Below are 26,093 nucleotides of genomic sequence, written 5' to 3' on the forward strand. Positions count from 1 at the left end.
ACATAGTGCAAAAAATTAAAAATAAAACGCCAATCACGTAATACTGTTGTCGTTTAATCTGCACAGATTGAAGATAAATGAATACCTTCAGTACCATGATAAGGGGGCTGGCGGGGTTTGTCAAGGAATTTTCTTATTTCATTTAAATTGCTTGCAACCTTTTTATACACTCATCTTTACCAAGAATCACCATTATATCAATGATTCCAGGTGCATCCATTATTCCAGTTATAGGGGCGCGTAATGAGTGGTATACATCGCTTATTTTCATATCATGTAACTTTGAAAATTCCTTGATCTGAGAAGATAAAAAACCCTTGTTCCAATTTTCATCACCGATATTTGAGAAAAATGATGCAAGTAACTTGATTATATCGAGGTTAGATTTGACAATTTGCTCAGCCTCTTCACTTAAATCAAGTGGCGGATCTTGAATATAAAACTTTGCTAAATCCAGCAGTTCGGTAAGGTAGTTTGCTCTTTTTTTTAGTTCCGTTAGCCCCTGTAATAAATAGTTCTTTTTTTTGTCAGTTAGAGTATTTTCTCCAAGTATTAGAGCCAGAATATCTTCATTGCTCATGTTGTTAATATAATGGTTATTCAAATGCTCCAATTTTTTAAAATCGAGCCGCGCAGGTGAACGACCAATGCTTTCTAAATTGAACCACTCTATCGCTTGCTCATCGCTAATAATCTCATCGTTGCCGTGGCTCCAACCAAGCCTCAGCAAGTAATTACGCATCGCTTCGGGTAATATTCCCATCTTTTCATAATCGCAAACGCTTGTGGCACCATGCCTTTTGGATAGCTTATTCCCATCTTCCCCGTGAATAAGCGGCACATGCGCAAAACGTGGAACATCAAAATCAAGAGCCTGGTATATTAGCAATTGCTTAAAAGTATTAGTGAGATGGTCAGAACCACGTATTATATCAGTTATTCCAGCATCATGATCGTCAACTACTACGGCAAAAATATATGTTGGAGTGTTGTCAGAGCGTAAGATCACTATATCATCAAGCTGGTTGCTATTTACTTTGATTTGGCCGTATATTTTATCATCAATAACGATCTCTTGCGAATCTGGCACTTTAAAGCGGACAACTGACCTCACACCCGATGTCATTCCAGCGCGTGACCACATATTTTTTTCTGGATCCCAGTGTCGAGTACTGGGATGACAAGAAGGAGGTTTTGTAGTACATTTATGCTTATATATCTTGCCCTCTTCTCTTGCTTTTATTTTCTTTTCTGCAACTTCATCCTCAGGGCAATAACAGTGATACGCCCTACCCTTCTCAACTAAAAGGTTTGCTACTTCTTTATGCCGCTCTATTCTTTTTGACTGATACACTATTTCCCCATCATAGCTCACACCGAGCCATTTTAGCCCTTCTATTATCGCATCAATTGCTTCCTGTGTTGAACGTTTTCTGTCGGTGTCCTCAATCCTTAGCAAAAACCTGCCACCATGATGCTTTGCATAGAGCCAATTAAATAAAGCAGTACGAGCCCCTCCAATGTGCAAAAACCCTGTTGGTGATGGAGCGAATCTAGTGACTACGTCTGGCATATTTGTCTATTACAGTAATGTAAATGATGATAGCTAAAATTTATGCTTGCAACAATGTGGAATTTTCTTACTCTGAGAGATTAAATTTTATTTATTTTTAATAAATCGTGTTGTATAATTTAGTGTTGGTTAATAGTTAGGTATGTTATGATCGGATCTACAGATGAGATAAAAAAATTGCTCTCAGCTAATGAAGCTAATGTCAGTTGGCGTTACACCGGCCCATTTGATAAAACAAGACAAATAGTACAGGCAGATAATCTCTTGCATCTAGCTGCAAGAATACCAAACAAAGATAAATTTGTAGACATTTGCAAGAAGAACATTGCTTCTGTAACTGCGCATAATGAATATGGAAATAATCCATTTCATGAAGCAGCAAGGAGTGGGATTTTGCTGCCTGCAGTAAAAGAGGTTATGCAGTGCTTAGAGGAAGAGGCCAATAAAAAAATTGAAAAAGCAGAAGAAGCTGGAGATCGGAAAGAAGTAAGCAGATTGAAAGAGGAACTCAAATGTAATAAAAAACATATTAAAGATGCGCTCTGCAGTAAAGACCATGCTTTTAATAAGAAAAGGGAAACTCCTCTTTATTACTTAGATGCTGCACAACAGAAAGAAATTAAGCAAATTGCAGGCATGAAAGACAGCTTTATATGTAATCAGAAGTTTCACCTGTGTTTGTATATAGTAGGAGCTATAGCGTGTATTGCTGCCTTGTGTTTATCTTTATATTTTCTGTATCTATCTTCTCAGACTTTTGCACTAAGCTCGATGGTTGCAATAGCTTCTGGTGGAGTCACATACCTGTCAGTTAAAGCATGTAGCGAGATACATGCCTTGTATAACGAAAGCACTTTAGCGGAAGTTAATGTTAAGGTTATACAATTTGAAGAAGGTTTGGCTGTTTAACGAAGCTAGAAATTACTTGCAAGCAATAATTTACTTTCTTAACTTAAGAAAGTATACTGATAAGATGACGGAAAAAAAGTACAGTAAGATTTTAATAGCAAACAGAGGAGAAATTGCCTGCAGGATTATCAGAACTGCTCGTAGGATGGGTATATCTTGTGTATGCGTATATTCGGATGCGGATATAAATTCTGTGCATGTAAGACAAGCAGATGAGTCAAGACATATCGGCCCTTCGCCTTCTTGTCTCAGTTATTTAAACATTGAAAAAATATGTGAAGTAGCAGTTGAAACAGGTGCTGAGGCAGTTCATCCTGGCTATGGTTTTTTAGCAGAAAATCCAGATTTTCCACGCGCTCTGCAAAAACACAATATAGACTTCATCGGTCCCAGTGCAGAAACAATAGAAGCTACAGCTAATAAAATCACAGCAAAAGAAGCTGCAAAAAAAGCTGGAGTGAATGTAGTGCCAGGATATATGGGTAAGATCAGCGATGCTGCCCACGCAGCTCAAGTTGCTGAAGAAATTGGCTTTCCGGTTATGCTTAAAGCTGCATCAGGCGGTGGTGGCAAAGGAATGCGAATTGTAAATTCCAAAAAAGAAATTGAACTAGCGTTCACATCAGCAACAAATGAAGCAGAGAAAAGTTTTAAAGATGGCAGTATCTTTATAGAGAAATATATAGAGTTACCAAGACATATTGAAATACAAATCATAGCAGATAAATATGGTAATATAGTGTGTCTTGGAGAAAGAGAATGCTCGATACAAAGGAATAACCAGAAAATAATGGAAGAAACGCCAAGTCCATTTATTAGTGAAAAAATAAGACAAAAAATGTATGCCCAATGCGTTTCCCTAGCAAAACAAGTTGGTTATTTTTCAGCAGGCACTGTTGAGTTTGTTGTAGATAAAGACCAAAACTTCTATTTTCTTGAGGTAAATACGAGATTGCAAGTTGAGCATCCAGTAACAGAATTTATAACTGGAATAGACATAGTAGAAGAAATGATTAGAACTTCCTGTGGAGAGAAATTGAGATTCAATCAGGATGATATTAAACTTACTGGTTCTGCAATAGAAAGTAGAATTTGCGCTGAAGACCCATCGAAGAAATTTTTCCCTTCCAGCGGAAGAATAAAATATTACGATAAACCAGGTGGAAATGATTATGTAAGAATAGACGATGGAGTTGCTGCAGGTTCAGAAATTAGCACGTTCTATGACTCAATGATTGCAAAAGTTATAACATATGGAAAAGATAGAACAGAAGCAATCAGCAGAATGCAAAAAGCGTTATCTGAATGCTATATAGAAGGAGTAACAAATAATATAGAATTTCTAGAATCCATCTTTCATCATCCAAATTTTGTTGCAGCAAAGCTTCACACAAGATTCATTCCAGACCATTATCCCAGTGGGTTTCATGGAGATTTTGTTACAGAAGAATATATAAAAGTATTTATTTTTGTTTCGTTATATGTTTATTTAGAAAACGAAGAAAAGTACCATCATAAAGCAGTGAATGAAACGCTTGTAGTTGTAATAAATGACAATAAGTACTCTGTAGACGCAAAGTACCAAGATAATATATTAACAACAGTATATAACCACAATACATACTCTGTAGTAGGCAAATGGAAATCAAGTTATAGGTTGCTAAACATCACGATTAACGATGATACCGATATAACACTTAAAGTAGAAAAACAAGGCAGCAAATACTTCATAAGACATGCAGGCATGAAAGCTGAGTGTTGTATATTTAAGCCTCATGTAGCTGAATTAAGTAAGTTAATGCTAAACAATGAAACAGAAGGGATTTCAGCAGATGCCATAAAATCTCCAATATCTGGTTTATTAGTTAAATTACACGTAAATGTAGGAGATCAGGTAGAAATAGGACAACCTTTATTTGTGGTGGAGGCAATGAAAATGGAAAATATTATATGTGCTGAAGCAGCAATGGTGATAAAAAATATTCCTGTTCAAGAAGGAAAAAATGTGCAGATAGGTGATGTAGTCTGCTTTCTTAAATAACACAAGAAGTATAAACTTGACCCAAACAAGATAAATGAAAACACTTGATGAGCTATGGCAATGGCTATTGGTATGTGCAATAATAGAGTAATTACACCTAAAATGATCTGAATGATAACGGAGAGCAGCATAATATATACCGGTTTTACGCTAGCATTTTTTACTGTGAGTATTACTACCAAAGCTAGTATTAGCAATGCCAGTGCTCGATGTATAAATTGCACTGTCGCTCTGTTCTCAAAGATATTCAGCCATATAGGGTGTAAGAAAAATAAATCTTCTGGAACGATTTGTCCGTCCATTAGTGGAAAGGTATTGTAAATTAGACCAGCATTTAATCCTGCAACAAATGCACCGAAAATTATTTGTATAGTAACTAGAATCAGAATAAGTATTGTGTAATATATACTACTGTTAGTAGATTGAAATCCTGTCATCCAAGTAGCAGACGCACAACTGTACGAACGCTTACTTTTGAAGGTAAATTGCACAGCAAATGGTGTCATGAAAGTAGCTGACACTGGAATCCAGCTTTTACTATGCAGCCACTTATTTAAAGTTAAGTTTTCTGGATCCCAGTGTCTGGGCACTGGGATGACATCTTCCTTGGTGAAAATTACTCTTATATTGCAATGTTCGTGCAGTTGCGTGCGTGACGCTGGCTGATAATCAAAAAATTGATATGACAATAATGCAAAGATAATTAATGCTAATAATAAGTGAAGTGCGAGCCTATAGTGGCTAACATGAGGCTTGGTTACCAAGCCACTTTTAACCATATACCAACCAGCAAAAGCTTGTAAAGCTCCAAATAATAATGCTATAAATAGCCTTATTGCTACCTTTTTAGATATTTTTCTTCTTAATGTAAAATATATAAATGGCAGGATAAAAACTAAACCTGTCAGCCTTGCAACCAATCTATGTACATATTCTATTAAGTATATAGCCTGAAATTCCTCCATACCCATACCATAGTTGAATGCTTTATACTCAGGTGTAGCTTCATATTTTAATTTTTCTTGTAGCCAATCTTGTCCACTCAGTGGTGGTAGTGTTCCAGTGATGGGTTTCCACTCTGTGATTGACAATCCCGCTCTTGTAAGTCTGGTAAATCCACCAATCCCCACCATGAGAATTACCATGACCGAGCAGAGAAAAAGCCAAATAGCTACAGGTTTTGCTTCCATAAACCATGTTTAGTTTTGTTCCATCGCTCAGGGTAAAGAATAAATTCCCACAAGGCAAGAAAAGCTGCAACACTATGTAGCAGACTATAGATCGGAAAAAATATCGATACTATATAAAAATAAAAAGGCATCTTTTGCTGTTTGACAGCTATCATCAAAAGAATCAAGTTAATAATGTATACCACTACAAAGTAGTACAAAAATAATTCATTTAAAACTTTAGTTAATATCAATGAAAGCAGTAAAAATGGAGTAGTAAAAAATATAAAAGCTGCAGAGCCAACAAAAAGATTCAATAGCAAAATTCCCTTAAATCCAGTGTGTTTATAAAGTGACTTTATATTTTTTAAATGAACAATATAAGTTTGCATATAGCCTTTGATCCAACGCGCTCTTTGCTTAATCCAAGCAAGCACAGTAATTGGTGACTCTTCCAACGTTTCTGAATCAATAATTCTAGTTTTATATCCCATTTGCGCAAGTCTCAAGCCGAGATCAGCATCTTCGGTAACACTATAAGCATCCCAGAAAAACATTTTTCTTAGAATTTTTACTGAAAAATGATTACTGCTACCACCTAAAGGTATCGGCATGTTCATTTTTTGGAATCCAGGCAATAAGTATTGAAACCAGTTCATATACTCCAGAGAAAAGGATTTTGTGAGAAAATTATAATCACAATTATAGTAATTTAATTTCGCTTGTACACAGGCAAGCTTATCGTCGCCCTTATTAAATTCAATTAGTGCTTTTTTTAACTGCAATGGATCAGGCTTGTCATCTGCATCATATATTACTGCATACTTTCCTCTAGCAAAGCTTATAGCATAATTGCATGACTTGGCTTTTGTTTTAGGCAAAGAGTGAGGCACTTTTATTACTTCAAAATACTGCGGTAAAGTATACTTTTCTATAGCTGCCAGCGTTTCTTGGTCATCACTTTCTACCAGAAGCTTTACATCTAATTTCGACTTTGGATAATCCAAACTTTTAACGCTTTCAATTAATTGCCCTATTACTGCACTTTCTTCAAATACAGGCAGTAAAATAGTATATATAGGTTCATTCAGCTTACTATAATCCACTTTTTGATTAGAGGTTTCACATAAGCTAAAAACTGTAGCTAAAAACTTGAATAAATAACTAGAACATCCGATTATAAATATCAACATCAAAGCAAAATATGTATATTTCTCTGTTAGTGTTAAAATTGAAGTTACAATAAAGAAAGAAGCAAAAAATATTGAGCTTAGTTTAATGCTTTTGGCTGAAAAATTAGGATTCTTGTAATATAAGTAGTTGCTTGCAAATTCTGAAATACCAAAGTGCGAGTTAAGAAGATTTAAAATCTGTTCGCTATCCACTTTTATTAATACATAGTCAATACCGTAATGAGCTTCGACCCAACGGTTGACATCTTGGCTTATGTCTTCAACCATAAAAAAAGTAGTATCATTTAATTTTTGCCAAGGAATTATATTAAATTTATAGTAAAAAAGTTTCTCTTGCTCTTTGCACAAACTAGAATCAAACTTAATTTTTTCTACATTATCAGCTTGAAGTATAGGCATTAAACCTAATGCAATTTTTTATTTAAGTCACGTGAAAATGAAGATATGACCTCGCTACTACGCTTATCATCTTTACGTTCATGCATTATTTTTTTTACAGCATCAGCAGCTATACTCGCTGTGTTAGCTTGTAAATCTCCAAGAGCTTTTTCAACTTGGTCAGTGACTTTCTTCAAGTTAGAATGGGCATTGTCATCTAATGTCTGATCTAACTGCTGTCTATTGTGCTTAATGATACTATTAGCCTTATCAAGTGCTTCATTCATCATTTGATTAACTTCTGCATCTAATTTTTTGTATTTTTCAGAAGATTTTTTGTAATACTCCAACATATCTTTCCTGAATTTTTCAGTTTCTTCACTTGAAAATTTGCTTTTGTTACGCTTATTGTTAAGCGCATTTTTTATCACTTTCTTCAGCAATTTATACGAAAGAACAAAACCTACCAAGAAAGCAAGACCGATAATCAGTGATGCAGACATAAAAACTCCTAAAACTCTTTAGACACCAAGTTAGCAACAAATTCCTCTTCTATTTCAGAATTGGTCAATTTAGTATAATAAATTAAAGCAATACTAGTAGCCATTTGTTTTAACTCACTAGTGTACTCAAATTTAAATTTTGCTACTTTTTCTTCAATAAGCTTGCTCATTTTTTTGTCTTCCTCTTCTAATATATTCTTAACATTAGCTCTCATTTCTTCTACCTGAGCAAGTGCATCATCTATGATTTTTTTTGCCTGTATTCCAGCTTGGCTTAAAGCGGCATTATACTTGGCAATCTGATCTTCCGTGAGTCTTAAAAGATGAACAGAACTATTAAAAGAACCCAATACTTCTTTACTTCTAGTGCTTATTATTTCATCCAACTTTGGTAAAAATAAACAACTTACTACGAAAAAAAGTGAAGAGAAAAAAATTAAAAACCAAAAAACTTGAGAAAAGAAAGTTGAAACATCAAGCTGCGGCATATGTTAAGCAACAAATATTAACAATACTGCAAGTAAAAACGCAAGCAATCCCATGATTTCAACCATAGCAGCACCAATATAAACATAAGTTTTCATTTTACCTTCCGATTCAGGGTTCCTCGCAATCCCATTTAGCATAGCAGAAAAGATATTAGCTATACCTAAACCAGCACCGAGCATTCCAAATGCAACTAAACCAATTGCTATAAACTTTAAAGCTACTAAATCCATATATTACCTTTAACTGTTTCCTTATAATATAATTGTAAAATATTCTGCAAGGAAGTCAATTACTTTACTGCATCTGACAAATATACACATGTTAATATAGTAAATATATAAGCTTGTAAAACTGCAACAAATACTTCAAACCCTATTAATGCAATTATGAACAAAAACGGCGCAGGAGTGAGAAATACGTTCATATTTACGACAAACCCTGCTATCACTTTGATGATTGTATGACCCGCAATCATATTTGCTGCGAGCCTTATTGATAGGCTAATTGGTCTTACTAAGTAAGCAAACAACTTAATAATAATTATTATAGGTGCAAGCCATGAAGGAGTTCCTTTTGGTAGCAATATGCGTAAAAATTCTACTCCCATTTCCTTAAACCCAACAATCGTTATATAAATAAAAACCACCATCGATAAAGCGAAGGTGACTATCACATGACTTGTGACCGTGAAACTATAAGGAAGAACGCCAACCAAATTACATGATAAAATGAAAATAAACACTGTAAATATCAAAGAAATGTGCTGCAAGCCTTTGCTTCCAGTGTTACTTTCTATTATTGAAATAACAAAATCATATACATACTCAACTGCGGCTTGCAAATACCCTGGTATTACTGCTCTTTTCCTTATTCCAAGAAGCAAAAATAGTACCGTCAATATTACCGAAATCATCGTGAAAAGAGATGAATTGGTAAAGCTTACGTCATACCCAAATAACCTAGGTAACTCTATTATTGTATATATTTTAAACTGTTCTAGCGGATTTAATGCCATTTTAATCTGAACTATTAACAGTAAATAAAGTATGAATTTTATAGGACAAAGTCAAGAGTTAAGATTATACTAGATCTTGTACTATTATAACATTGATACATTAACAAAATATGTAATTAGAGTGTTAATTACAGTCAGCTCTGTATTTTAAAATTTACTAATCTTATTAAATTATTCAATATCTTGACTTAACATCTTATTTTAATTATAATTTAATTTTTAGTGAGGTATATAATGAACGAAATAGATTTTATTAACACTAATCATCCTTTAAATTTAGAGCAGGAATTTGGTAACGGATACATCAAATTGACAGATGGTTCCTTTAACGAATATACTGGCCATTGTCAAATAGGAAGCGAAATACTAGATGAAAGCCATAATATGATAGGAAACTTAACTATTGATGGTTACATTTATGATGCCTATGCAGATAACCACAATATGAATCTTAAATTCTCTATGGAAATGGATTTAAAAGGTGATATAAAGAAGATAAATTCTCTTCACAAGAAGATATAAAGTTACAAAAGCTTCTACATCATAAACAATGATGTAGAAGTTACCTTTTATTCCATTACAACAAACTTTAAAAGCACCACATTTTATATTACAATGACTTTTTTATTTCTTTAAAGATTCATGAAATTCACATTATCTTGGTTATTAGAGCACTTAGAAACCAATGCTAGTTTAGAAGAAATTACCGATAAATTAACTCACATAGGGTTAGAAGTAGAAGATGTGATCGACAATACCAAATTAGCTGGTTTTATTGTTGCAAAAGTATTAGAAGTTGCACCTCATCCAAATGCCGATAAATTAAAATTATGTAAAGTAAATGATGGGAGTAAAATTCTACAAATAGTTTGCGGAGCAAACAATGTTAGAGAAGGTATGAAAACTGTACTTGCATCTCTTGGTAGCACATTGCCAGAAAGTGATTTCACAATTAAGTCCACAAAAATACGAGGAGTGCTAAGTGAAGGGATGCTCTGCTCTGCTTCTGAACTTGCGCTAGTTCAAGAGGAAAGTGAAGGAATAATCGAGCTTTCTGATGATTATAAAGTAGGGGACAAATTTTTCAATTGTGACCATGTAATTGATATAAATGTTACTCCAAACCGTGGAGACTGCTTAGGCATTTATGGAATAGCTCGCGACCTTGCTGCAACTGGAATTGGGACATTAAAGACTTTAAGCATTCCACAACTTACCAGCTCTATAAGTTCACCAATTGGTGTTGAAGTGAGTGACGGGGAAAGTTTTATTAGTGGAATATACATTGCCAATGTAAAAAATCAAGAAAGCCCAAAGTGGCTAAAAGATAAATTGGAATCGATAGGAATGCGCTCCATTTCTACAATAGTTGACATTACTAACTATATTATGATATCTTTTAATCGTCCAATGCATGCGTTTGATGCAAACAAAGTAGATGGCAAACTTACAATAAGAAAAGCAAATGATGGAGAAAGCTTCTTTGCTTTAAATGGTAAGGAATATTTGCTGGACAATAATATAAACATTTATTCTGATAGTAAAAATATTCATGGAGTTGCTGGAATTATAGGTGGAAAGTGCAGTGAATGTACTCTTGAAACCACCAATATTTTTTTGGAATTAGCTTTGCTCGATCCAATCTCTATCGCTAAATCTGCAAGGCAGCTCAGCATCTCCACAGACGCTAGTTACAGATTTGCACGTTCAGTCGATCCTGGATTTACCCTTGATGGACTCAATCTTGCAGCTAAAATGATTTTGGACTTATGTGGTGGAGAAACCTCAAGCGTAGTGTCTGCTGGCAGCTTAGATAGGGCTGACACCAAGGTGAACTTTAATTATCAGGATGTAAACAAGTTAGGAAGTGTATCTGTATCACCTGATGAGATGTTCGATATCTTAACGAAACTAGGGTTTAGTATTGATAAAAAAACCGAAGGTAATTGGAATGTACAAGTACCAAGCTGGAGACCGGACGTGACAATACCTGCTGACCTAATTGAAGAAGTAACAAGGATATACGGCTATGACAAAATAAAAGAAGAACCACTACCAAATAATGTTGAAGAAGTAGATAGTACATACGACAATTTGCGTATTTTGATGACAAACAGAGGGTTTCATGAAGTGCTAACCTGGTCATTTATGAGTGAATCAACAGCTGAAAGATTTGGTTACTCGAATAAGTTATTTATCATCGATAATCCGTTTAATAATAACTTTAATATAATGAGACCAAGTATCATACCAAACTTGTTGCAAGTAACTGCTGATAATATTGCCCATGGAACATCTGATCTTGCAATTTTTGAAATTGGGCCAATTTACAATGGTGAAGCTCAGTCTAAACATGTTTTAAGTGGAATAAGAACAGGAAATAATTTGCCGAGAAACCATTATAATACTGATAGGAAAGTAGATGTTTTTGACGCAAAGGCTGACCTCATAACGGCTTTGGAATTCTTTAACATCAATTGTGATAATTTAACGATAGAGAGAGCAAAAAAAGAATATTATCATCCAGGAAAGTCAGGCACCTTATCTTTTAGAAGTAAAATAGTTGGTTATTTTGGGGAACTGCATCCAAGTATACTGGATTTGTTTGATATCAAACAAAAAATTGTAGCCTTTGAAGTGATGCTAGAAAACATTGGAAATTTACCTATAAGTAGGAAAAATTTTATTGATTATAAATACCAAAGTGTAAAACGTGATTTCGCATTTATTGTAAATAAGGATGTGGAAGTAGGTAACATAATCAATGTGGTAAAAAAAAGCTCAGAGCTCATCACAGAAGTTTTAGTATTTGACGTATACCATGGAAACAATATAGAACCGAATAAGATGTCTATAGCATTGTCAGTTACTTTCTGCTCTCCAATCCACACTTTAACTGAAAAAGAGATCCAAAAAGAATCAAGTGCTATAGTCAATTTAGTGTGTGAAAATACCGGAGGAATTTTGAGAACTAGTCATTAAACCGTAATCACAGTTTCCTGCTGTTGCTGTGTGCTTACCTCATCTAATCTACTTCCCACCTTGAATTCAATATCCTTAAAAAATCTATCCCACACTCCATGCAAATGCTCTTCTATTTTAGGCCATACATCATCCTTAAATGTTTCTCCATCATCAGAAAATAAATCACCTAAAAAAGCCCCTACTTCCTCATAACTTGATTCGAAATGTTGAAGAAATGTCTCTACTTCCTTGTGAGTATCATGTGCAACTTTTAACACCTTTCCTTCTGTGCTACTGTCGCCTATAGATGACCACCCAACCCTATTATAATTAATAACAATACAAGCACGTTTACACAAATTTGCCAGACTCCACGCATTATTCCCATTATCCTTTGGTACATAATTTATTATCTTTTTCACCAAATTGTCTATCAAAGGAGATAATAAATCCTGGCAAAAATGCTTGATATTATCTTTTGTTTTAATTACAGGACCTTTTATGCATTTTTCTGCTAAACAGTACTCCAGTTCTGCTTTTTCTAATAACTCCCTAATTTTTTCCCCATTAAAAGGTTTATCATTGAATGCATTCAGTAACTTATCTTCTATTATTGCAAATTTTATTTTTTCACGAGACATTAATTCTTCCCTATAATTATTCTTTGTTTCTCCATTTATCAATAATCCCTCTTTTTTCAACTCCAATTGTTCTAATGTTTCTAGAATCGCTTCATTCCTTTCTAGAAGGACTTCTATTGACTTTGTAATTGGATGCCCTTTTTCCCTTTGTTTAGCTTGTAAACGCTCATTTTGATCTTTGAGTGTTTGTTCCAATATAGATTTTTCTAAATGTCCTTCATCTTGTACACGAAAAGCTTCAATTATTTTTGCTAGATCTGATTCATCATACCTTTTTAATGTCCCGCATAAACCTAAAACACCCTCTTTTTGTTCTTTAAGCAACCTTTGTACTTTATATTTTTTTATTTCTAAATACGCCTCTTCTATGAAGTCATTTATTTTAGCTGAAGCTTCCTTATCCGATACTTTTTTTTCTAAATCTTCAAGCTGCTTCCTTAGGCTTTGCTTCTCCTTATCCGGTATACCTGATTGACTTAACTCACCTTGAGCTTTTTTTATTACTGATTTTATCAGCCTGCGCTCAACCTCTTGATCATCATATTCAAATTTAAAAAGGTCTTCTAACCTCCTTTTTAAGGTGCCATCTGTTAAGCTACTGTTTCCATGTATTTCTTTTAATTCCTTATGTCTATTGTTATACCTTATTTGACCTATTCCTCTTAAACGTTCAATCTCTTTTTTCGCATTTTCCAAGGCTTCCTCTGTTGCTTGGAGATGATTATTTTTATAAATATCAATTGCTTTTCTTTCAACTATTTTCCTTCTCTCTCCCTCTTTAAGCTCTTTAAGCTCTTTCCATTCCGCCTCATGTACAGAAAATTCATCATCTTTTGAGTCACTTGGTACTTCTATTCCTACGTTTTTCAAATCTTCTATTATAATTTCTTTTTTACTTGGCAATTCCTTACCTTGGCTTCTCAGTTCTTGCTCCACTAATACCTCTTTCAGTCTTTTTTCTAATGAAAAATCTTCCTTTTCCTCTCTTCTTTTTTGTGCAAATTTAATTGCTTGTATAAAAGCAACTCGATAAGCATTTTGTATTAAGTGACTTGTCAATTTAGGACCTATACTATTTACTACTTTCACTCTAAACTCGTTCAACAATTCCTTCAGCTTATCATATGTAATGTCTTTCTTTTCTAGCTTCATCAGCTCTTCCATAGCTTTTGCAAATTCTTGAATAGAAGTTGCAAGCACATTATTGATCTCATTACGCAAAGGCTTAAGACCATTTTTTAAATTGATTTTAGCTGATAATTTCAGTATGGTATTATGTTCTGAATCACGTGCAACATTAAACCAACTACCATCTTTATCTTCATATAAATCTCTAAGTAATTGTTCAAATTGCGGTGGAAACTTAATCTCCATGTCCCACTTAATGTCTGACTTACCAGCATCTATTTCACGAAAAGATACCTCAATATTTTGGTGTTTTTTCTGATATGACCCACTACTCACTTTAAGAACATCAATCAAAGAATGAGATAATTTTCTATTTAAAAGATAAAAAGTAGCTAAGGCGGGTGTTGCAGGAATAAGCAAGAGTAGAAGTATAGGTATACTAACAAGAATCGCTACTGCAGCAAGAACACCATATGCTAATCTTTTTGTTGTACTTTCACTTACTTTTTTTGTTTTATTTTCCTCTGAGCTGATTTGTGTCTTATCATTTGTTTTTAATTTATTATATACTGCTAATCCTAACGCAGTAAAAACTATATAAGGAAACATTAAAACCGATAGTGCTAAATTTAATACTTTTTTCTCCGGGCAAGCTTGGTTTATCTCTTTAAATATTCTACTTGATACGTTATACCAAGAAGTAAAAAAATCAGAGTTATAATCTTTATAATGAAATATACTGAGTGGAACGTTAAAATTAGCTAACGGCTCTTGTCCTTCCGAAGTGTCAGTAGATTTCTGTGTGATATTACTAATTAACCAATCTTGTTCCTCTAAAGCATCAAAAAACTCTTCTTCCTCTTCCAAAGTAACATTGGAAGTAGATTCTACTTTACCTAAATCACCACTATTGTTAACAACTTCTTCATAATCATCTGCAACAGCATTCATACCATAACCTTATCCAAGTACTTTAAGTATAGCACAAACACTGACGATTTTCAACTACTGACAATCTAACTTAATATCAACACTTAAATCCTGATATTCCTTAGAATAAAAGTTAGTTCCAATTTCTGTATTAATTTCTAAAGATAAGGAAAGAGTCTGCTCTTTTATGTATTCACCCCATGTATTTATTGCTTTCTTAATTTCCTCATCCTCTGTTTTGATTATTACTCTGATTCTATCTGATACATGAAAGTCGGCTTGTTTTCTGGTTTCTTGAATGAGCCTCACGACATCTCTCGCTAACCCTTCTAGAATTAATTCATCATTTAGTTCAGTGTTTAAAATAACAACCCCTTTGTTATTATCAAACACAGCAGAATATTCACTATTTGCTTTTAACAATAGTTCATATTCGCCTTTTTCTATGATGTAATTTTCTGACTCATTACCTAAAAAAACTTGCTCATTTTCAACTTGCTTCCATTTTCCCTCTTTGACATATTGAACTAGCTTCTTGATTTTGTCTGGAATTCTTTTCCCAAGCAGTGGGAAATTTAGCCTTAACTCTAGTGATGCAATACCTTCAAGTCTGTTTACTAATTCCAAGCTTTTTACATTCACCTCATCTTTTATCATCTCCTGGTACTCATTTGAATCTGCAGCACACTGGATCCCAGTGTCAGCTACTTGGATAACAGGAGAGAACTCTGGGATGACAGAAAGCGGTTCACCTTCAAGAAAACTACAGGAAGACTGATGATAAATGATCATACTGCCAAGCGGCTGTCTGATACGTATATTAAAAGTGTTTCTGATCGAAAGTGCAGAGTTGCACACCTTTCTCACTAGATCCATCTTGGCAATGAGCTGACTATCAAACTTCTCTAATTGTGGAAAATTAGCCAAATGAACAGATGTTTCTTCATACTTAAGCCCTTGCCATATATTCTCTGTTATAAGTGGCAACAAAGGAGCTGCAGCTCTTAGTATGTAATAAAAAACCGTATATAGAACATTATAAGCATCAGTTTTATCCTGATCCAAATCACTTTTCCAAAAACGCTCGCGACTGCGACGAATATACCAATTATTTAGCACTTCAAAAAAGTTCATTAAAATTTTGCAAGCCTCTTGGGAGTTATAGCTGTTCATAGAAGCTTGGATACTTTCTATAGCTTCAAAACATTTGGAAATCATGTAGCGATCAATAGTACTTTGATAATCCTTACAAACTTCAGCTTTAATTCCATCTGCATTTGCATACATAGTAAAAAAGTGATAACTGTTCCAAATAGGTTTTATTACGTTTTTCAGAACATCTCGTATTGAGTTTCCTTCTTTATCGAGTAGCAAATTACCACCACAAACAATAGATCCAGAAAGCATAAGAAAACGCAGTGCATCAGAACCGTATCTATCAAAAACCTCCATTGGATCTGCATAGTTATTCAAACGTTTGGACAATTTTTGCCCTTTTACATCCAAAACAACACCGTGGCATATGCAGTTCTTAAATGGTTCCCTATCAAACAAAGCAGTGGACAATACAAAGAGCGTATAAAACCACCCCCTGGTTTGCGCTATGTATTCAGTGATAAAATCTGCAGTTTCAAACCACTCCTTATTTTCAAACGGATAGTGGACTTGCGCAAATGGCATCGAGCCAGATTCAAACCAACAGTCAAACACATCAGGCACACGACGCATGATTGATCTTCCTGTCGGGTCATCAGGATTTGGTCTTGTTAAAGTATCGATAAATGGTCTGTGCAAGTCGTCTATTTTAACATTAAAATCTCTCTCCAGTTCTTCTATTGAACCATATACATCTACTCTTGGATATCTCGCATCGTCTGATTTCCATACAGGGATTGGCGTACCCCAGAATCGATTGCGTGAAATTGACCAGTCGTGTGCCCCTTCAAGCCATTTTCCAAATTGACCATCTCTAATGTGGTTTGGTATCCAATTAACTCTCTTATTTAGCTCTACCATTCTGCTTTTGAATTTTGTAACGGCAACGTACCAAGAAGGCATAGTGCGATAGATCAAAGGAGTATCAGTTCTCCAGCAGTGTGGATAATTGTGAATATATTGTTCAGTTTTGAACCAGTTTCCTTGTTCTTTCAATTTTTTTATTACTATATCATTGGTATCAAAAACATGAACCCCTGCCAAATCTGAAACTTCAGCAGTAAATTTTCCACTGTTATCAATTGGACAAACAGCCGGGATATCGTGGCTTTGGCAAAGGTAAAAATCTTCTTCACCAAATCCAGGAGCAGTATGCACAACGCCAGTACCATCTTCTCCTGTAACGTAATCAGCGATGAAAACGCGAAATGCATTTTTTGTATCCTTAAAGTAATCAAACAGCGGTTTATAAGAAAGACCTGCAAGATCATTCGCTTTAAGTTTTATATTGCAGTTTTCATATGGAATATTGTTTTGTTCAGAGTGGCTGATAAATTTCTCTAGGTAGCTTTCAGCAAAAATGTATATTTCATCATTGACTAGATCTTTTGCGTTATCCCCTGTCATCCCAGTGCCCTCTGTTGTCATTCCAGTAGCTTGACTACTTGGATCCACGTTTCTTTTTTTCTCGATTCCAGCATCATACACTGCCAAAGAGTGCTTTACTAATACTGCGCAATACTCAATATCTTTCCCTATCGCCAAAGCCAAGTTGCTCGGCAACGTCCAAGGAGTTGTAGTCCAAGCAAGTAATTTACATACACTTTTAAACTGCTGTGGGTTTTCTAAAAGCTCAAATGCAACAGTTACAGCTTTGCTAGTCTTTTCTCTATACGCGTTATCAAGCCTTGTTTCAAAATTGGATAACGGAGTTTCGCACGCCCAGCTATAGGGAACAACGCGTACTGATTCATACACCAGACCCTTATCATAAAGCTGTTTAAATGCCCACATGACCGACTCCATGAATGATTTATCCATGGTCTTATAGTCGTTGTGAAAATCTACCCATCTTGCTTGCCTATTTACATACTTCTCCCATTCTGACGAAAATTTCATCACAGAAGTACGGCAATGGTTATTGAATTTCTCAATCCCGAATTTTTCTATCTCAGTTCTACCAGATATTCCAAGTTCCTTTTCTGCTCCCATCTCAGCCGGCAATCCATGGCAATCCCAGCCAAATCTACGTTCAACCCTTTTTTGCAGCATAGTTTGATATCTTGCAAACGCGTCTTTGATAAAACCAGTAAGTAAATGCCCATAATGGGGAAGTCCATTTGCAAACGGAGGCCCATCGTAAAAGACAAAACAATTATCCTTGGAACGTTCTTCAACTGACCGCTCAAAAACTTTATTTTCCTGCCAAAATTTTATGATTTCTTTTTCTAACGACGAAAAATCAGGACTACTTACTGTATCAGGATAATGCTTTGACTTCATGTTCGCTATGTAAAACTAAAGAATATAGGGCTTTCTGAAAAATTACAAATTCAAAAAGAAACATATTTACTCCTATATAGTATTCTTCATACTAAATGATAAATTTTTATAATTTAGTATGTTCTGAATCCAAGTAGTCAAGGCACTGTGATCCAGCTTCTATGCAACCTCATCAAAAACATTCATTTAGTATAAGATCAGCTACTTTCCATGCTGGTTTGCTTGCTCACAAGCAAACTTTTCTGGATTCCAGTGTCAAGCACTGGAATGACATCGTTGTAACATTGTACCATATTACAATGTTCGTACAGTTGTGATAGATGCCCAACAAGTCTATTTTTAAAGCCCACACCCCAACAAACTATTCTGCCGAGCTTCCAACACTTTCACGTTTACTATTTTGTCTCTGTATTTACCGTCAGGATCATCAATGCACACTGATTGCATATATGGGCTTTTACCAATAATTTGGTTTTGGTGTTTACCTTTTTTATCGCTAAATAGAACAGGTATAGTTTTGCCTACCATACTCTGGTTAAACTCAAGTTGTTGCTTACTAATTAACTTCTGCAAACGAAGAAGGCGCTCTGTTTTAACCTCTTCTGGTACTTGATCTTTTCTTTCTGCTCCTGGTGTGCCTGGTCTTGGGCTGTATTTAAAACTATAAGCCTGAGCGTATTTTACTTTTTCTACTAATTTCATAGTTTCTTCAAAGTCTTTTTCGGTTTCTCCAGGAAAACCAACGATAAAATCAGAAGAAAATTCGATTTCAGGTTTCAATTTGCGAAATCTGTCTATTATTTCCAAATACTCCTCTGCAGTGTGCTTCCTATTCATCGCGCGCAATATTTTATTCGAACCTGACTGCACAGGCAGGTGAACAAACGGCATGAGTTTTGGCTCTTCCGCATGTGCCAAGTAGAGAGATTCATGCATATCTCTTGGATGAGAAGTTGTATAACGAATCCTCTCTAGCTTTTCAATTTTAGCAATATGACTAATTAATTTTCCTAAATCCCACACTTCCCCTTCGCACTCCCCATGGTAAGCATTGACGTTCTGACCAAGCAAATTGATCTCATTTGCCCCATTTGCAACTAATTTCAATGCTTCACGAAATATTTCATTCACTGGCCGTGAATACTCAGCTCCACGAGTATAGGGCACTACACAAAACGTACAAAATTTATCACAACCCTCTTGTATGGCAAGAAACGCAGAAGACCCCTGGCTATTGCCATAGCATTCATCTGGCAATTTATCAAACTTTGCAACTTCAGGAAAATCAGTGTTTATTACATGACCTTTACTTCTGCTTGCTTTGACTATCAGCTCCGGTAAGGTAGCGATACTCTGCGGACCAACAACAATATCAACAAAAGGAGCCCTTCTGAACACTTCTTCTCCCTCTGCTTGCGCTACACACCCAGCCACCACTATAGTCATTTCTTTTCGTAACGAATGAATCTTCCCAAGCTCTGAGTAAAGTTTTTCTGCTGCCTTCTCTCTAATGTGACAAGTATTCAGTATCACTAAATCGGCTTTCCCTGCATCACTAACAACGTTGAACCCCAAAGGTTTAATTATATTTTCCATTAAAACGGAGTCATAAACGTTCATCTGACAGCCGTAAGTTTTAATATATAGGCCTTTCATATTTAGAGATTTATTCACGCTTCTCGTAAATTAGTACATATTTATCATTGCAGTGGCGGTGCACAAGCATTGTTATTTAAGCTACTAAAATGGGTGTCATCCGAGTAGCTGACACTGGTAGTCGGTTATATAATGAAAACTAGGACTCCAGTATCAGCTACTTGCATAACATCATTTTTGCTGCAAAGTTCACATAGATAAAATTATACGAAAAACCGGATTCCAATGTCAAGCACTGGAGTGACACCCTACTTAACCGTCATACCGCCGCAGTATCTCAAAGCATAGATCCCGCTAACACGTAGCGGGATGACGGTTGTCAGGGTGTCATCCAACTTCCCCTGTCATCCAAGTAGCCAACACTGGCAAGACGGCAGTGCCCTCTTCTTGTCATCCCAGTCTGGGATCTAGTTTTCCATAAATGGTGCATTTTAACATAACTTTTATACTTAATAAAATTCCTGGATTCCAGCGTCACGCGCTACCTTCCTGCCCAGTTCATGTTGCTATAAATATTAAAAAATTTACCAAATAAAAAAAAAGGCAAAAGAAGCCCTGGTCATCGTCTATTTTCAGTATTGGCGTTCTTTAAGTCTTAAACACTGCAATTTAGCTGCTTTTAAACGCAACTAACTTAAGCTATAAATGTTTAAGAAATTTACCAGCAGAAAAAAAAGACAAAGAATCCCCGGAGTAGCTAGTTATTCCACTCTTTATTTTAAAATTTGACGTTGGGTGATGTCTTGAACGCTTTATAAGCGCGTTTCAGCTTATGTGGGTAAAAACCCAAAATTTTTATAAAGACATAGTATGCACATAGTGCAAAAATTAAACAATAGTACGCCAAATACAAGTCTTCTTGTCATTTTAATCTGCACAGATTGGGAAGTTAAATAATATAGCTTCACTTTCATGATAAGGGGGTTGGCGGAGTTTGTCAAGTAATTTTTTCGTTTCTGCGGGCTACCTGGATGACAAAAGAAGAAATACTAGACTTTATACCTTTTGCATTCAAACTCACACAAATCATGAATTATGCACGTTTCACACGAAGGTTTCTGTGCTTTGCAAACATATCTACCATGCAAAACTAGCCAATGATGAGCATAAAGCAGGTATTTTTTGGAAACCACATTTAAAAGAGATTGCTCTGTTTTAAACACATCTTTTTCTTTCACAAGTCCAAGTCTATTGCTTACTCTAAAAACATGAGTATCAACTGCCAATGTTGGAATACCAAGTCCTGAATTTAAGAACACATTAGCGCTCTTTCTCCCAACCCCTGGTAAAGATACCAAATCATCGAAATCAGTAGGCACTTTGCTATTGTACCGCTCAATCAATATTTTGCTGAGCCCGATTATGTTTTTTGCTTTGGAGTTATATAAACCAATACTGCTTATGCATTTTCTCAGCTCATTTTGCCCAAAACTCAGCATCTTTTCTGGCGTATCAGCAATGTCAAATAGTTCTCTTGTAATTTTGTTAACGCTTACATCAGTTGTCCGTGCTGATAAAACTATCGCAATCAGTAACGTAAAATGATTGGTGTAATTTAGCTCTATTTTTGGCGCAGGATTTGATTGTTGAAACTTTTCAAATATCAATTCTACTTTTTTTGAGTCCATCCATAGAGCTAAAAGCTTATACTATACTGCCAACTCCTTATTGTGCAAGAGAATTTGCTTGTTGAGTTCCAGATGGCTGTTTAACGTTAACATTAGACACATTAGTGTCCACTTCATCGAAATTCCTCTCAGCAAATTCGCTTGCCACCTCTGCAAAACACTTTCTAACAAGAGGCATAATTATCGGCATTAATAGCCTTCGTGGATCATACCGTCCTAACAGATCAGTTTCCTTTTGCACTCTATCCCTTGGATCTTCCTCAAGTAAATCTTTCATGTGTTTTTCAGTGTATATTTCACAGCCTTTTGAAAATGTAGGACTAAATATCTCAGTAGCTAGCAGTGCTAACAATGACAAAGTACCAAATATTGTCACATCAACATAAAAACTGCCAGAGATAAAACCCTCTATCATTAAAGAAGTAAAAAAGACAGGCAAAGGGTAAAAAACAAAAAGCTTACAGCATAAGTTAATATAATTCATTCTACTTATGTATTGATCAGTAGAAATTTCAGAGTTTTTGTATTTTTTTTCGTAATGTTGTGTTAAAGCAGATAAAATCTTTGTCATAATAAGATTTAATGCTACTAGTGGCAAGCATAAACACATCAAGGTATTACTGGCAATTAACCAAGTAGGTAAGAAAATATAGCAATAAGTTGCTTCAGCAAAGGCTAAAAAAAGTAAAGTATATGCCTTGGTCTTAAAAAGATTAGATAGCAAATCGTCTCTACGCTTTATAAACTGTTGCACTAGCGCTTGTTTGTCTTCCCTTATTAGACTTCCATTCTTTGTTAAAGGGGCGATATAACTCAATAATTGTATGTTAGGTTTAAGCAAGTGTTCGTCAAGCTCATTTCTCAGCTCTTTGACTTTATCATCGCAAAGTGAGCCATATCTTGTCCAATAATTTATATCATCAATTAATTTATTTTTGTGTTTCAAGTCTTCCTCTAGTGAGCTGCTTTTTTTTCTAAGTATAGAGTAAAGCTCAACAAAATTCTTTCCTTTAACTTCTTCTTCAATGATATTCAAATTTTCAAATAACTTTTTCCTATAATGAAACTCCCTTTCTGTTAAACGCCCATCACTTTCAGCATCAACATTGATTTCAACACAAGGATTTCCTGACTCTAAAGGTTCAATAGACTTCTTTCAAAATTGGAAAAGAGCAAAAAATTAGTATAAAATCATACATTTAAAAGTATGAGATATGAAGAAACTAAGGAGTTAGATGAAGAGAAGTTTCGTCGTCTGACAGGAGTAAAGAAGGCAACTTTCAACAGGATGGTAGAAATTTTAGATGAAGAAGATAGAAGGAAAAAAGCAAAAAGTGGGCGTAAAAGCAAGCTCTGTATAGAAGACAGGCTACTTATGGCATTGGAATATCTTCGTGAATATCGGACATATTTCCACATTGGTCGAAGTTATGGTATGAGCGAAAGTACGACCTATAAAATCATAAAGTGGATTGAAAATACATTGGTAAAACATCCGGATTTTGCATTGCCAGGGCGAAAAGAGGTTCTAAAAAGTGATATAGAATATGAGGTTTTAGTGATAGATGCAACAGAAACTCCTGTGGAAAGACCCAAAAAAAGCAAAAAAGATTTTATTCAGGAAAAAAGAAAAAGCACAGTATAAAAACACAGATTATTTCGGAAAAAGAAAGCAAAAAGATCATTTGCACGTCTTTTTCAAATGGTAGGAAACATGATTTTCGGCTTTTTAAGGAGTCAAAAGTGCACATACTACCAAGTATCAAAGTCCTAGCAGATAGCGGTTACAGAGGTCTACAAAAAATTCACGCAAATGTTGAATTGCCACATAGAAAAACGAAAAAGCACCCATTGACTAAGAAACAAAAGCAAGAAAATCAAGAGCTTGCAAGCAAAAGAGTTGTGGTTGAGAATGTAATCGGTTTGCTTAAAAGATTTAAAATTATTGCAGATAAATATCGCAATCGGCGAAAACGTTTTGGATTGAGATTCAATTTGATAGCTGGAATTTACAATCTAGAGTTGATGATGTGAATTTTGAAAGAGGTCTAATGTATTTTTTTAGCTCTTGATAAGCTTTATAAATTTGATCGAACCTATTTTTATCTCCACCTTTGTCAGGATGATTTACAAGTATCAATTTATTATATTGTTTTTTCAGAAACTTGCTAAGAGCTTGATAATCCTTACCTACAATTTGTTCAGCTTTTATCTCTAGTACGTTAAACAGATCATTATTATCACAAAACTCCTGACCAGTTAACTTAAAATGTTTATTCATTACTACACCTCACATAAATACATCACACTTTTAGTATAACATATTAAAATGCTTTATGCAAGGATTAGAATATCAAACAATCATTAAGAGAAAAACCCCTCTTTCCCATCATACAAATACAATTTGTCCATTCTCACCACGTCAAAGCTGTTTTCTTCAAGTTTGATTAGCAAGTTATTTACATCACTATTTGTAATAGCTTGCTTTTCACTATTTGCGATAAACCTACAGGTTATTTGGTCACTTGAAGATTTTGAACTTCCTGGCCAAATTGCCAGTCCTTTTGAGTATATTGCTATCATTTGCAGATTACTCGATTCAAATAATCCTACTATTTGATCAAAATTGCTGGATTTGTCCCAAGCGAGGGTTATATCACTACCCACTAGCTTTTTAACTTTATAGTCCTGTTCGTAGCTATTTTGTATTTCACTTATTTTGCTATTTGTACTGCCACCGACTGTAAACTCAGATAATATTGCAGGCTTCTTTCCTAGATTCTCTATAACAGCTTCTGCAAATTCTTTTGTACCAACTTTTTGTTTGCTCTTCTCTTCCTTATACAAATCGGCGGTGTGTATCCCATCCTCCAAAGTCTTCAGCCACGCATCATAAACTAGTTTTGCAGTACCCACTTGACCTATGTAAATTAGCATATGCACTGCAGCATTTAAAAGACCAGAAGGATTAGCTATATTTTTTCCTGCAATATCATGAGCAGAACCGTGCACTGCTTCAAACATTGCGTATTCATTACCTATATTGCTACTTCCAGCGAGTCCCACAGATCCAGAGGTTTGTGCCACTATATCTGATAATATGTCGCCATATAAGTTCTCAGTTACTATAACATCAAAATTCTCCGGTTCTGTTGCAACACGTGCCATTCCAATATCAACTATATAATGTTCTGCTCTTATGTCCTGGTATTCCTTTGCAATAAGATCAAACGCTGCATGGAAAGTTCCGTCAGTCATTTTCATTATGTTATCTTTAGTAAGACAAGTTACTTTCTTTCTATTGTGTCTTTCTGCGTATTCAAAAGCGTATCTGCATATTTTCTCTGAGCCAGATCTAGTAATAATTTTAGTGCATTGGTAAGCATCACCAGTAAGCCTGTGCTCTATTCCTGTGTAAACATCCTCTTCATTTTCGCGTATTATCACAATGTCAAACTTATCGAATTTATTTTCTATGATAGGATGATATGAAATACATGGTCTGATATTTGCATACAACCCTAGATTTTTTCTCAGTGCAACATTTAAGCTTTTGTGTCCTTTGCCTTGAGGAGTTGTTGTTGGAGATTTGAGTAATATCTTTGTCCTTTCGATAGATTCCCAACCACTTGGAGAAATTCCGTGAGACCATTCCTTGTTATAAATAAGCTCCCCTATTTCAATAATATCTATTGAGATTTTCGCTTCCGCTTCGCGCAATATTGACAGCACCGCTTCCATAATTTCTGGTCCGATACCATCACCATACGCAACTGTGATTGGTGTTGACATAACTTTCCTAACTACAAATAATTTAATGTTAATTCAAATAATAGAATGGCACAAGCAGCTAGTATTACCAAAATTAGTATATTTACGGTTATTTAACAACGTGCTTTTATATTATATGATGATATTATGAAATATAGGTGGGGTTATGAATACTGAAATAAATGTTAAAATAAATTATGTAGGGTTTACAAGGCGTACTGTAACAGCAATACTTGACCAAATAATATTTTTCTTTCCTTCATTCATCTTATACATTGCATTGTTGGGCAATAATGAGGTTAATAATTTTCTTGACGAAATTGAACAGTTAACATCTCCTTATACAATCTTTACATCAGTGCTGTGTACAGTATTAGAAATATTAATGATAACAAGACTGGGAGGTACGCCAGGACAACTGTTGTGTGGTATGTATATCAAAGATGCAGACACATTTAAAAATACTACTCTTATGCAAGCAGCAATAAGGTGTATTTCTGAGACAGTTTTCTCAATTATTTCTCTTTTGCTGATTGATTATGTTTCTCGGTGGTTTGTAATTTTACCAATTTTGGTTTTAATACTTGCGATATTCGACCAACGCAAGCAGACTTTTTATGACAAAGTTGCAAACACGGTAGTGATAGATTATAAACCTAGTTAATAT

Annotated in this window: 19 protein-coding genes and 1 pseudogene; 6 read left to right on the forward strand and 14 right to left on the reverse strand. The window is 34.9% G+C overall.

Features of this window, described 5'->3' with window-relative positions; all coding sequences use genetic code 11:
- Positions 1 to 142: 142 nt before the first annotated feature.
- Complete coding sequence (gltX, locus tag NBW39_RS06300) at positions 143 to 1,573, reverse strand: glutamate--tRNA ligase (protein WP_250294928.1); 1,431 nt, start codon at positions 1,571 to 1,573, stop codon at positions 143 to 145.
- 147 nt (positions 1,574 to 1,720) lie between these two features.
- Between gltX and NBW39_RS06305 the strand changes: the two genes are divergently transcribed.
- Both NBW39_RS06305 and NBW39_RS06310 read left to right on the forward strand, forming a co-directional pair.
- Complete coding sequence (locus NBW39_RS06305) at positions 1,721 to 2,482, forward strand: ankyrin repeat domain-containing protein (protein ID WP_250294929.1); 762 nt, start codon at positions 1,721 to 1,723, stop codon at positions 2,480 to 2,482.
- Between the two features lie 64 nt (positions 2,483 to 2,546).
- A complete protein-coding gene (locus NBW39_RS06310; RefSeq protein ID WP_250295776.1) occupies positions 2,547 to 4,523 on the forward strand; it encodes an acetyl-CoA carboxylase biotin carboxylase subunit in 1,977 nt (658 codons plus the stop codon).
- On the opposite strand, the gene NBW39_RS06315 is transcribed toward NBW39_RS06310, so the two are convergent.
- The 6 genes from NBW39_RS06315 to NBW39_RS06340 are packed head-to-tail and all read right to left on the reverse strand — an operon-like array spanning position 4,472 to position 9,270.
- Complete coding sequence (locus tag NBW39_RS06315; RefSeq protein WP_250294930.1) at positions 4,472 to 5,713, reverse strand: COX15/CtaA family protein; 1,242 nt, start codon at positions 5,711 to 5,713, stop codon at positions 4,472 to 4,474. The two genes, NBW39_RS06310 and NBW39_RS06315, sit on opposite strands and share 52 nt — an antisense overlap.
- Positions 5,695 to 7,284: a glycosyltransferase family 2 protein gene (locus tag NBW39_RS06320; RefSeq protein ID WP_250294931.1), complete on the reverse strand. Its 1,590-nt coding sequence runs from the start codon at positions 7,282 to 7,284 to the stop codon at positions 5,695 to 5,697. The genes NBW39_RS06315 and NBW39_RS06320 overlap by 19 nt, the downstream gene beginning before the upstream one ends.
- Positions 7,285 to 7,289: 5 nt before the next feature.
- Positions 7,290 to 7,766: a F0F1 ATP synthase subunit B family protein gene (locus NBW39_RS06325; protein WP_250294932.1), complete on the reverse strand. Its 477-nt coding sequence runs from the start codon at positions 7,764 to 7,766 to the stop codon at positions 7,290 to 7,292.
- 8 nt (positions 7,767 to 7,774) lie between these two features.
- Entirely contained in the window at positions 7,775 to 8,254 is a 480-nt protein-coding gene (locus tag NBW39_RS06330) for a F0F1 ATP synthase subunit B family protein (RefSeq protein WP_250294933.1), read from the reverse strand.
- Positions 8,255 to 8,257: 3 nt separating this feature from the next.
- Positions 8,258 to 8,485 (reverse strand): F0F1 ATP synthase subunit C, encoded by a 228-nt coding sequence (locus tag NBW39_RS06335; RefSeq protein WP_250294934.1) that lies wholly within the window; start codon positions 8,483 to 8,485, stop codon positions 8,258 to 8,260.
- A gap of 59 nt (positions 8,486 to 8,544) precedes the next feature.
- Positions 8,545 to 9,270 (reverse strand): F0F1 ATP synthase subunit A, encoded by a 726-nt coding sequence (locus tag NBW39_RS06340; RefSeq protein WP_250294935.1) that lies wholly within the window; start codon positions 9,268 to 9,270, stop codon positions 8,545 to 8,547.
- Between the two features lie 234 nt (positions 9,271 to 9,504).
- Between NBW39_RS06340 and NBW39_RS06345 the strand changes: the two genes are divergently transcribed.
- Both NBW39_RS06345 and pheT read left to right on the forward strand, forming a co-directional pair.
- A complete protein-coding gene (locus NBW39_RS06345; RefSeq protein ID WP_250294936.1) occupies positions 9,505 to 9,792 on the forward strand; it encodes a hypothetical protein in 288 nt (95 codons plus the stop codon).
- Positions 9,793 to 9,912: 120 nt separating this feature from the next.
- A complete protein-coding gene (gene pheT, locus NBW39_RS06350; RefSeq protein WP_250294937.1) occupies positions 9,913 to 12,252 on the forward strand; it encodes a phenylalanine--tRNA ligase subunit beta in 2,340 nt (779 codons plus the stop codon).
- Here pheT and NBW39_RS06355 read toward each other — a convergent pair.
- The 5 genes from NBW39_RS06355 to NBW39_RS06375 form a co-directional block, all read right to left on the reverse strand.
- On the reverse strand, positions 12,249 to 14,954 hold the full coding sequence (locus NBW39_RS06355) for a hypothetical protein (RefSeq protein ID WP_250294938.1): 2,706 nt from the start codon (positions 14,952 to 14,954) through the stop codon (positions 12,249 to 12,251). The genes pheT and NBW39_RS06355 overlap by 4 nt on opposite strands.
- Before the next feature lie 54 nt (positions 14,955 to 15,008).
- On the reverse strand, positions 15,009 to 18,371 hold the full coding sequence (locus tag NBW39_RS06360; protein ID WP_250294939.1) for a class I tRNA ligase family protein: 3,363 nt from the start codon (positions 18,369 to 18,371) through the stop codon (positions 15,009 to 15,011).
- 339 nt (positions 18,372 to 18,710) lie between these two features.
- Positions 18,711 to 20,027: a tRNA (N6-isopentenyl adenosine(37)-C2)-methylthiotransferase MiaB gene (gene miaB, locus NBW39_RS06365; RefSeq protein ID WP_250294940.1), complete on the reverse strand. Its 1,317-nt coding sequence runs from the start codon at positions 20,025 to 20,027 to the stop codon at positions 18,711 to 18,713.
- Between the two features lie 989 nt (positions 20,028 to 21,016).
- The gene (gene nth / locus NBW39_RS06370) at positions 21,017 to 21,655 is read right to left on the reverse strand and encodes an endonuclease III (protein ID WP_250294941.1); all 639 of its coding nucleotides are present in this window, start codon (positions 21,653 to 21,655) and stop codon (positions 21,017 to 21,019) included.
- A gap of 37 nt (positions 21,656 to 21,692) precedes the next feature.
- A complete protein-coding gene (locus tag NBW39_RS06375; protein ID WP_250294942.1) occupies positions 21,693 to 22,691 on the reverse strand; it encodes a molecular chaperone DnaJ in 999 nt (332 codons plus the stop codon).
- Between the two features lie 171 nt (positions 22,692 to 22,862).
- Between NBW39_RS06375 and NBW39_RS06380 the strand changes: the two genes are divergently transcribed.
- Positions 22,863 to 23,689, forward strand: a protein-coding gene (locus NBW39_RS06380; protein WP_250294694.1) for an IS5 family transposase whose coding sequence is annotated in 2 segments (ribosomal slippage) — positions 22,863 to 23,250 and positions 23,250 to 23,689 — 828 coding nt in all. Because the reading frame shifts where the segments join, the coding sequence is not laid out codon by codon here.
- A gap of 7 nt (positions 23,690 to 23,696) precedes the next feature.
- Here the strand turns inward: NBW39_RS06380 and NBW39_RS06385 are convergent.
- Positions 23,697 to 23,936: pseudogene (locus tag NBW39_RS06385) on the reverse strand (DnaJ domain-containing protein); the annotation flags it as partial.
- Between the two features lie 83 nt (positions 23,937 to 24,019).
- Positions 24,020 to 25,447 (reverse strand): isocitrate dehydrogenase, encoded by a 1,428-nt coding sequence (gene icd / locus NBW39_RS06390; protein WP_250294944.1) that lies wholly within the window; start codon positions 25,445 to 25,447, stop codon positions 24,020 to 24,022.
- 145 nt (positions 25,448 to 25,592) lie between these two features.
- Here icd and NBW39_RS06395 point away from each other — a divergent pair, with 145 nt between their 5' ends.
- Positions 25,593 to 26,090 carry an RDD family protein gene (locus NBW39_RS06395; RefSeq protein WP_250294945.1) on the forward strand — a complete coding sequence of 166 codons (498 nt, stop codon included), beginning with the start codon at positions 25,593 to 25,595 and terminating at the stop codon, positions 26,088 to 26,090.
- Positions 26,091 to 26,093 lie beyond the last annotated feature (3 nt).

Origin of the sequence: Wolbachia endosymbiont of Oedothorax gibbosus (genome assembly GCF_936270435.1) — a bacterium.
Lineage (GTDB): Bacteria > Pseudomonadota > Alphaproteobacteria > Rickettsiales > Anaplasmataceae > Wolbachia.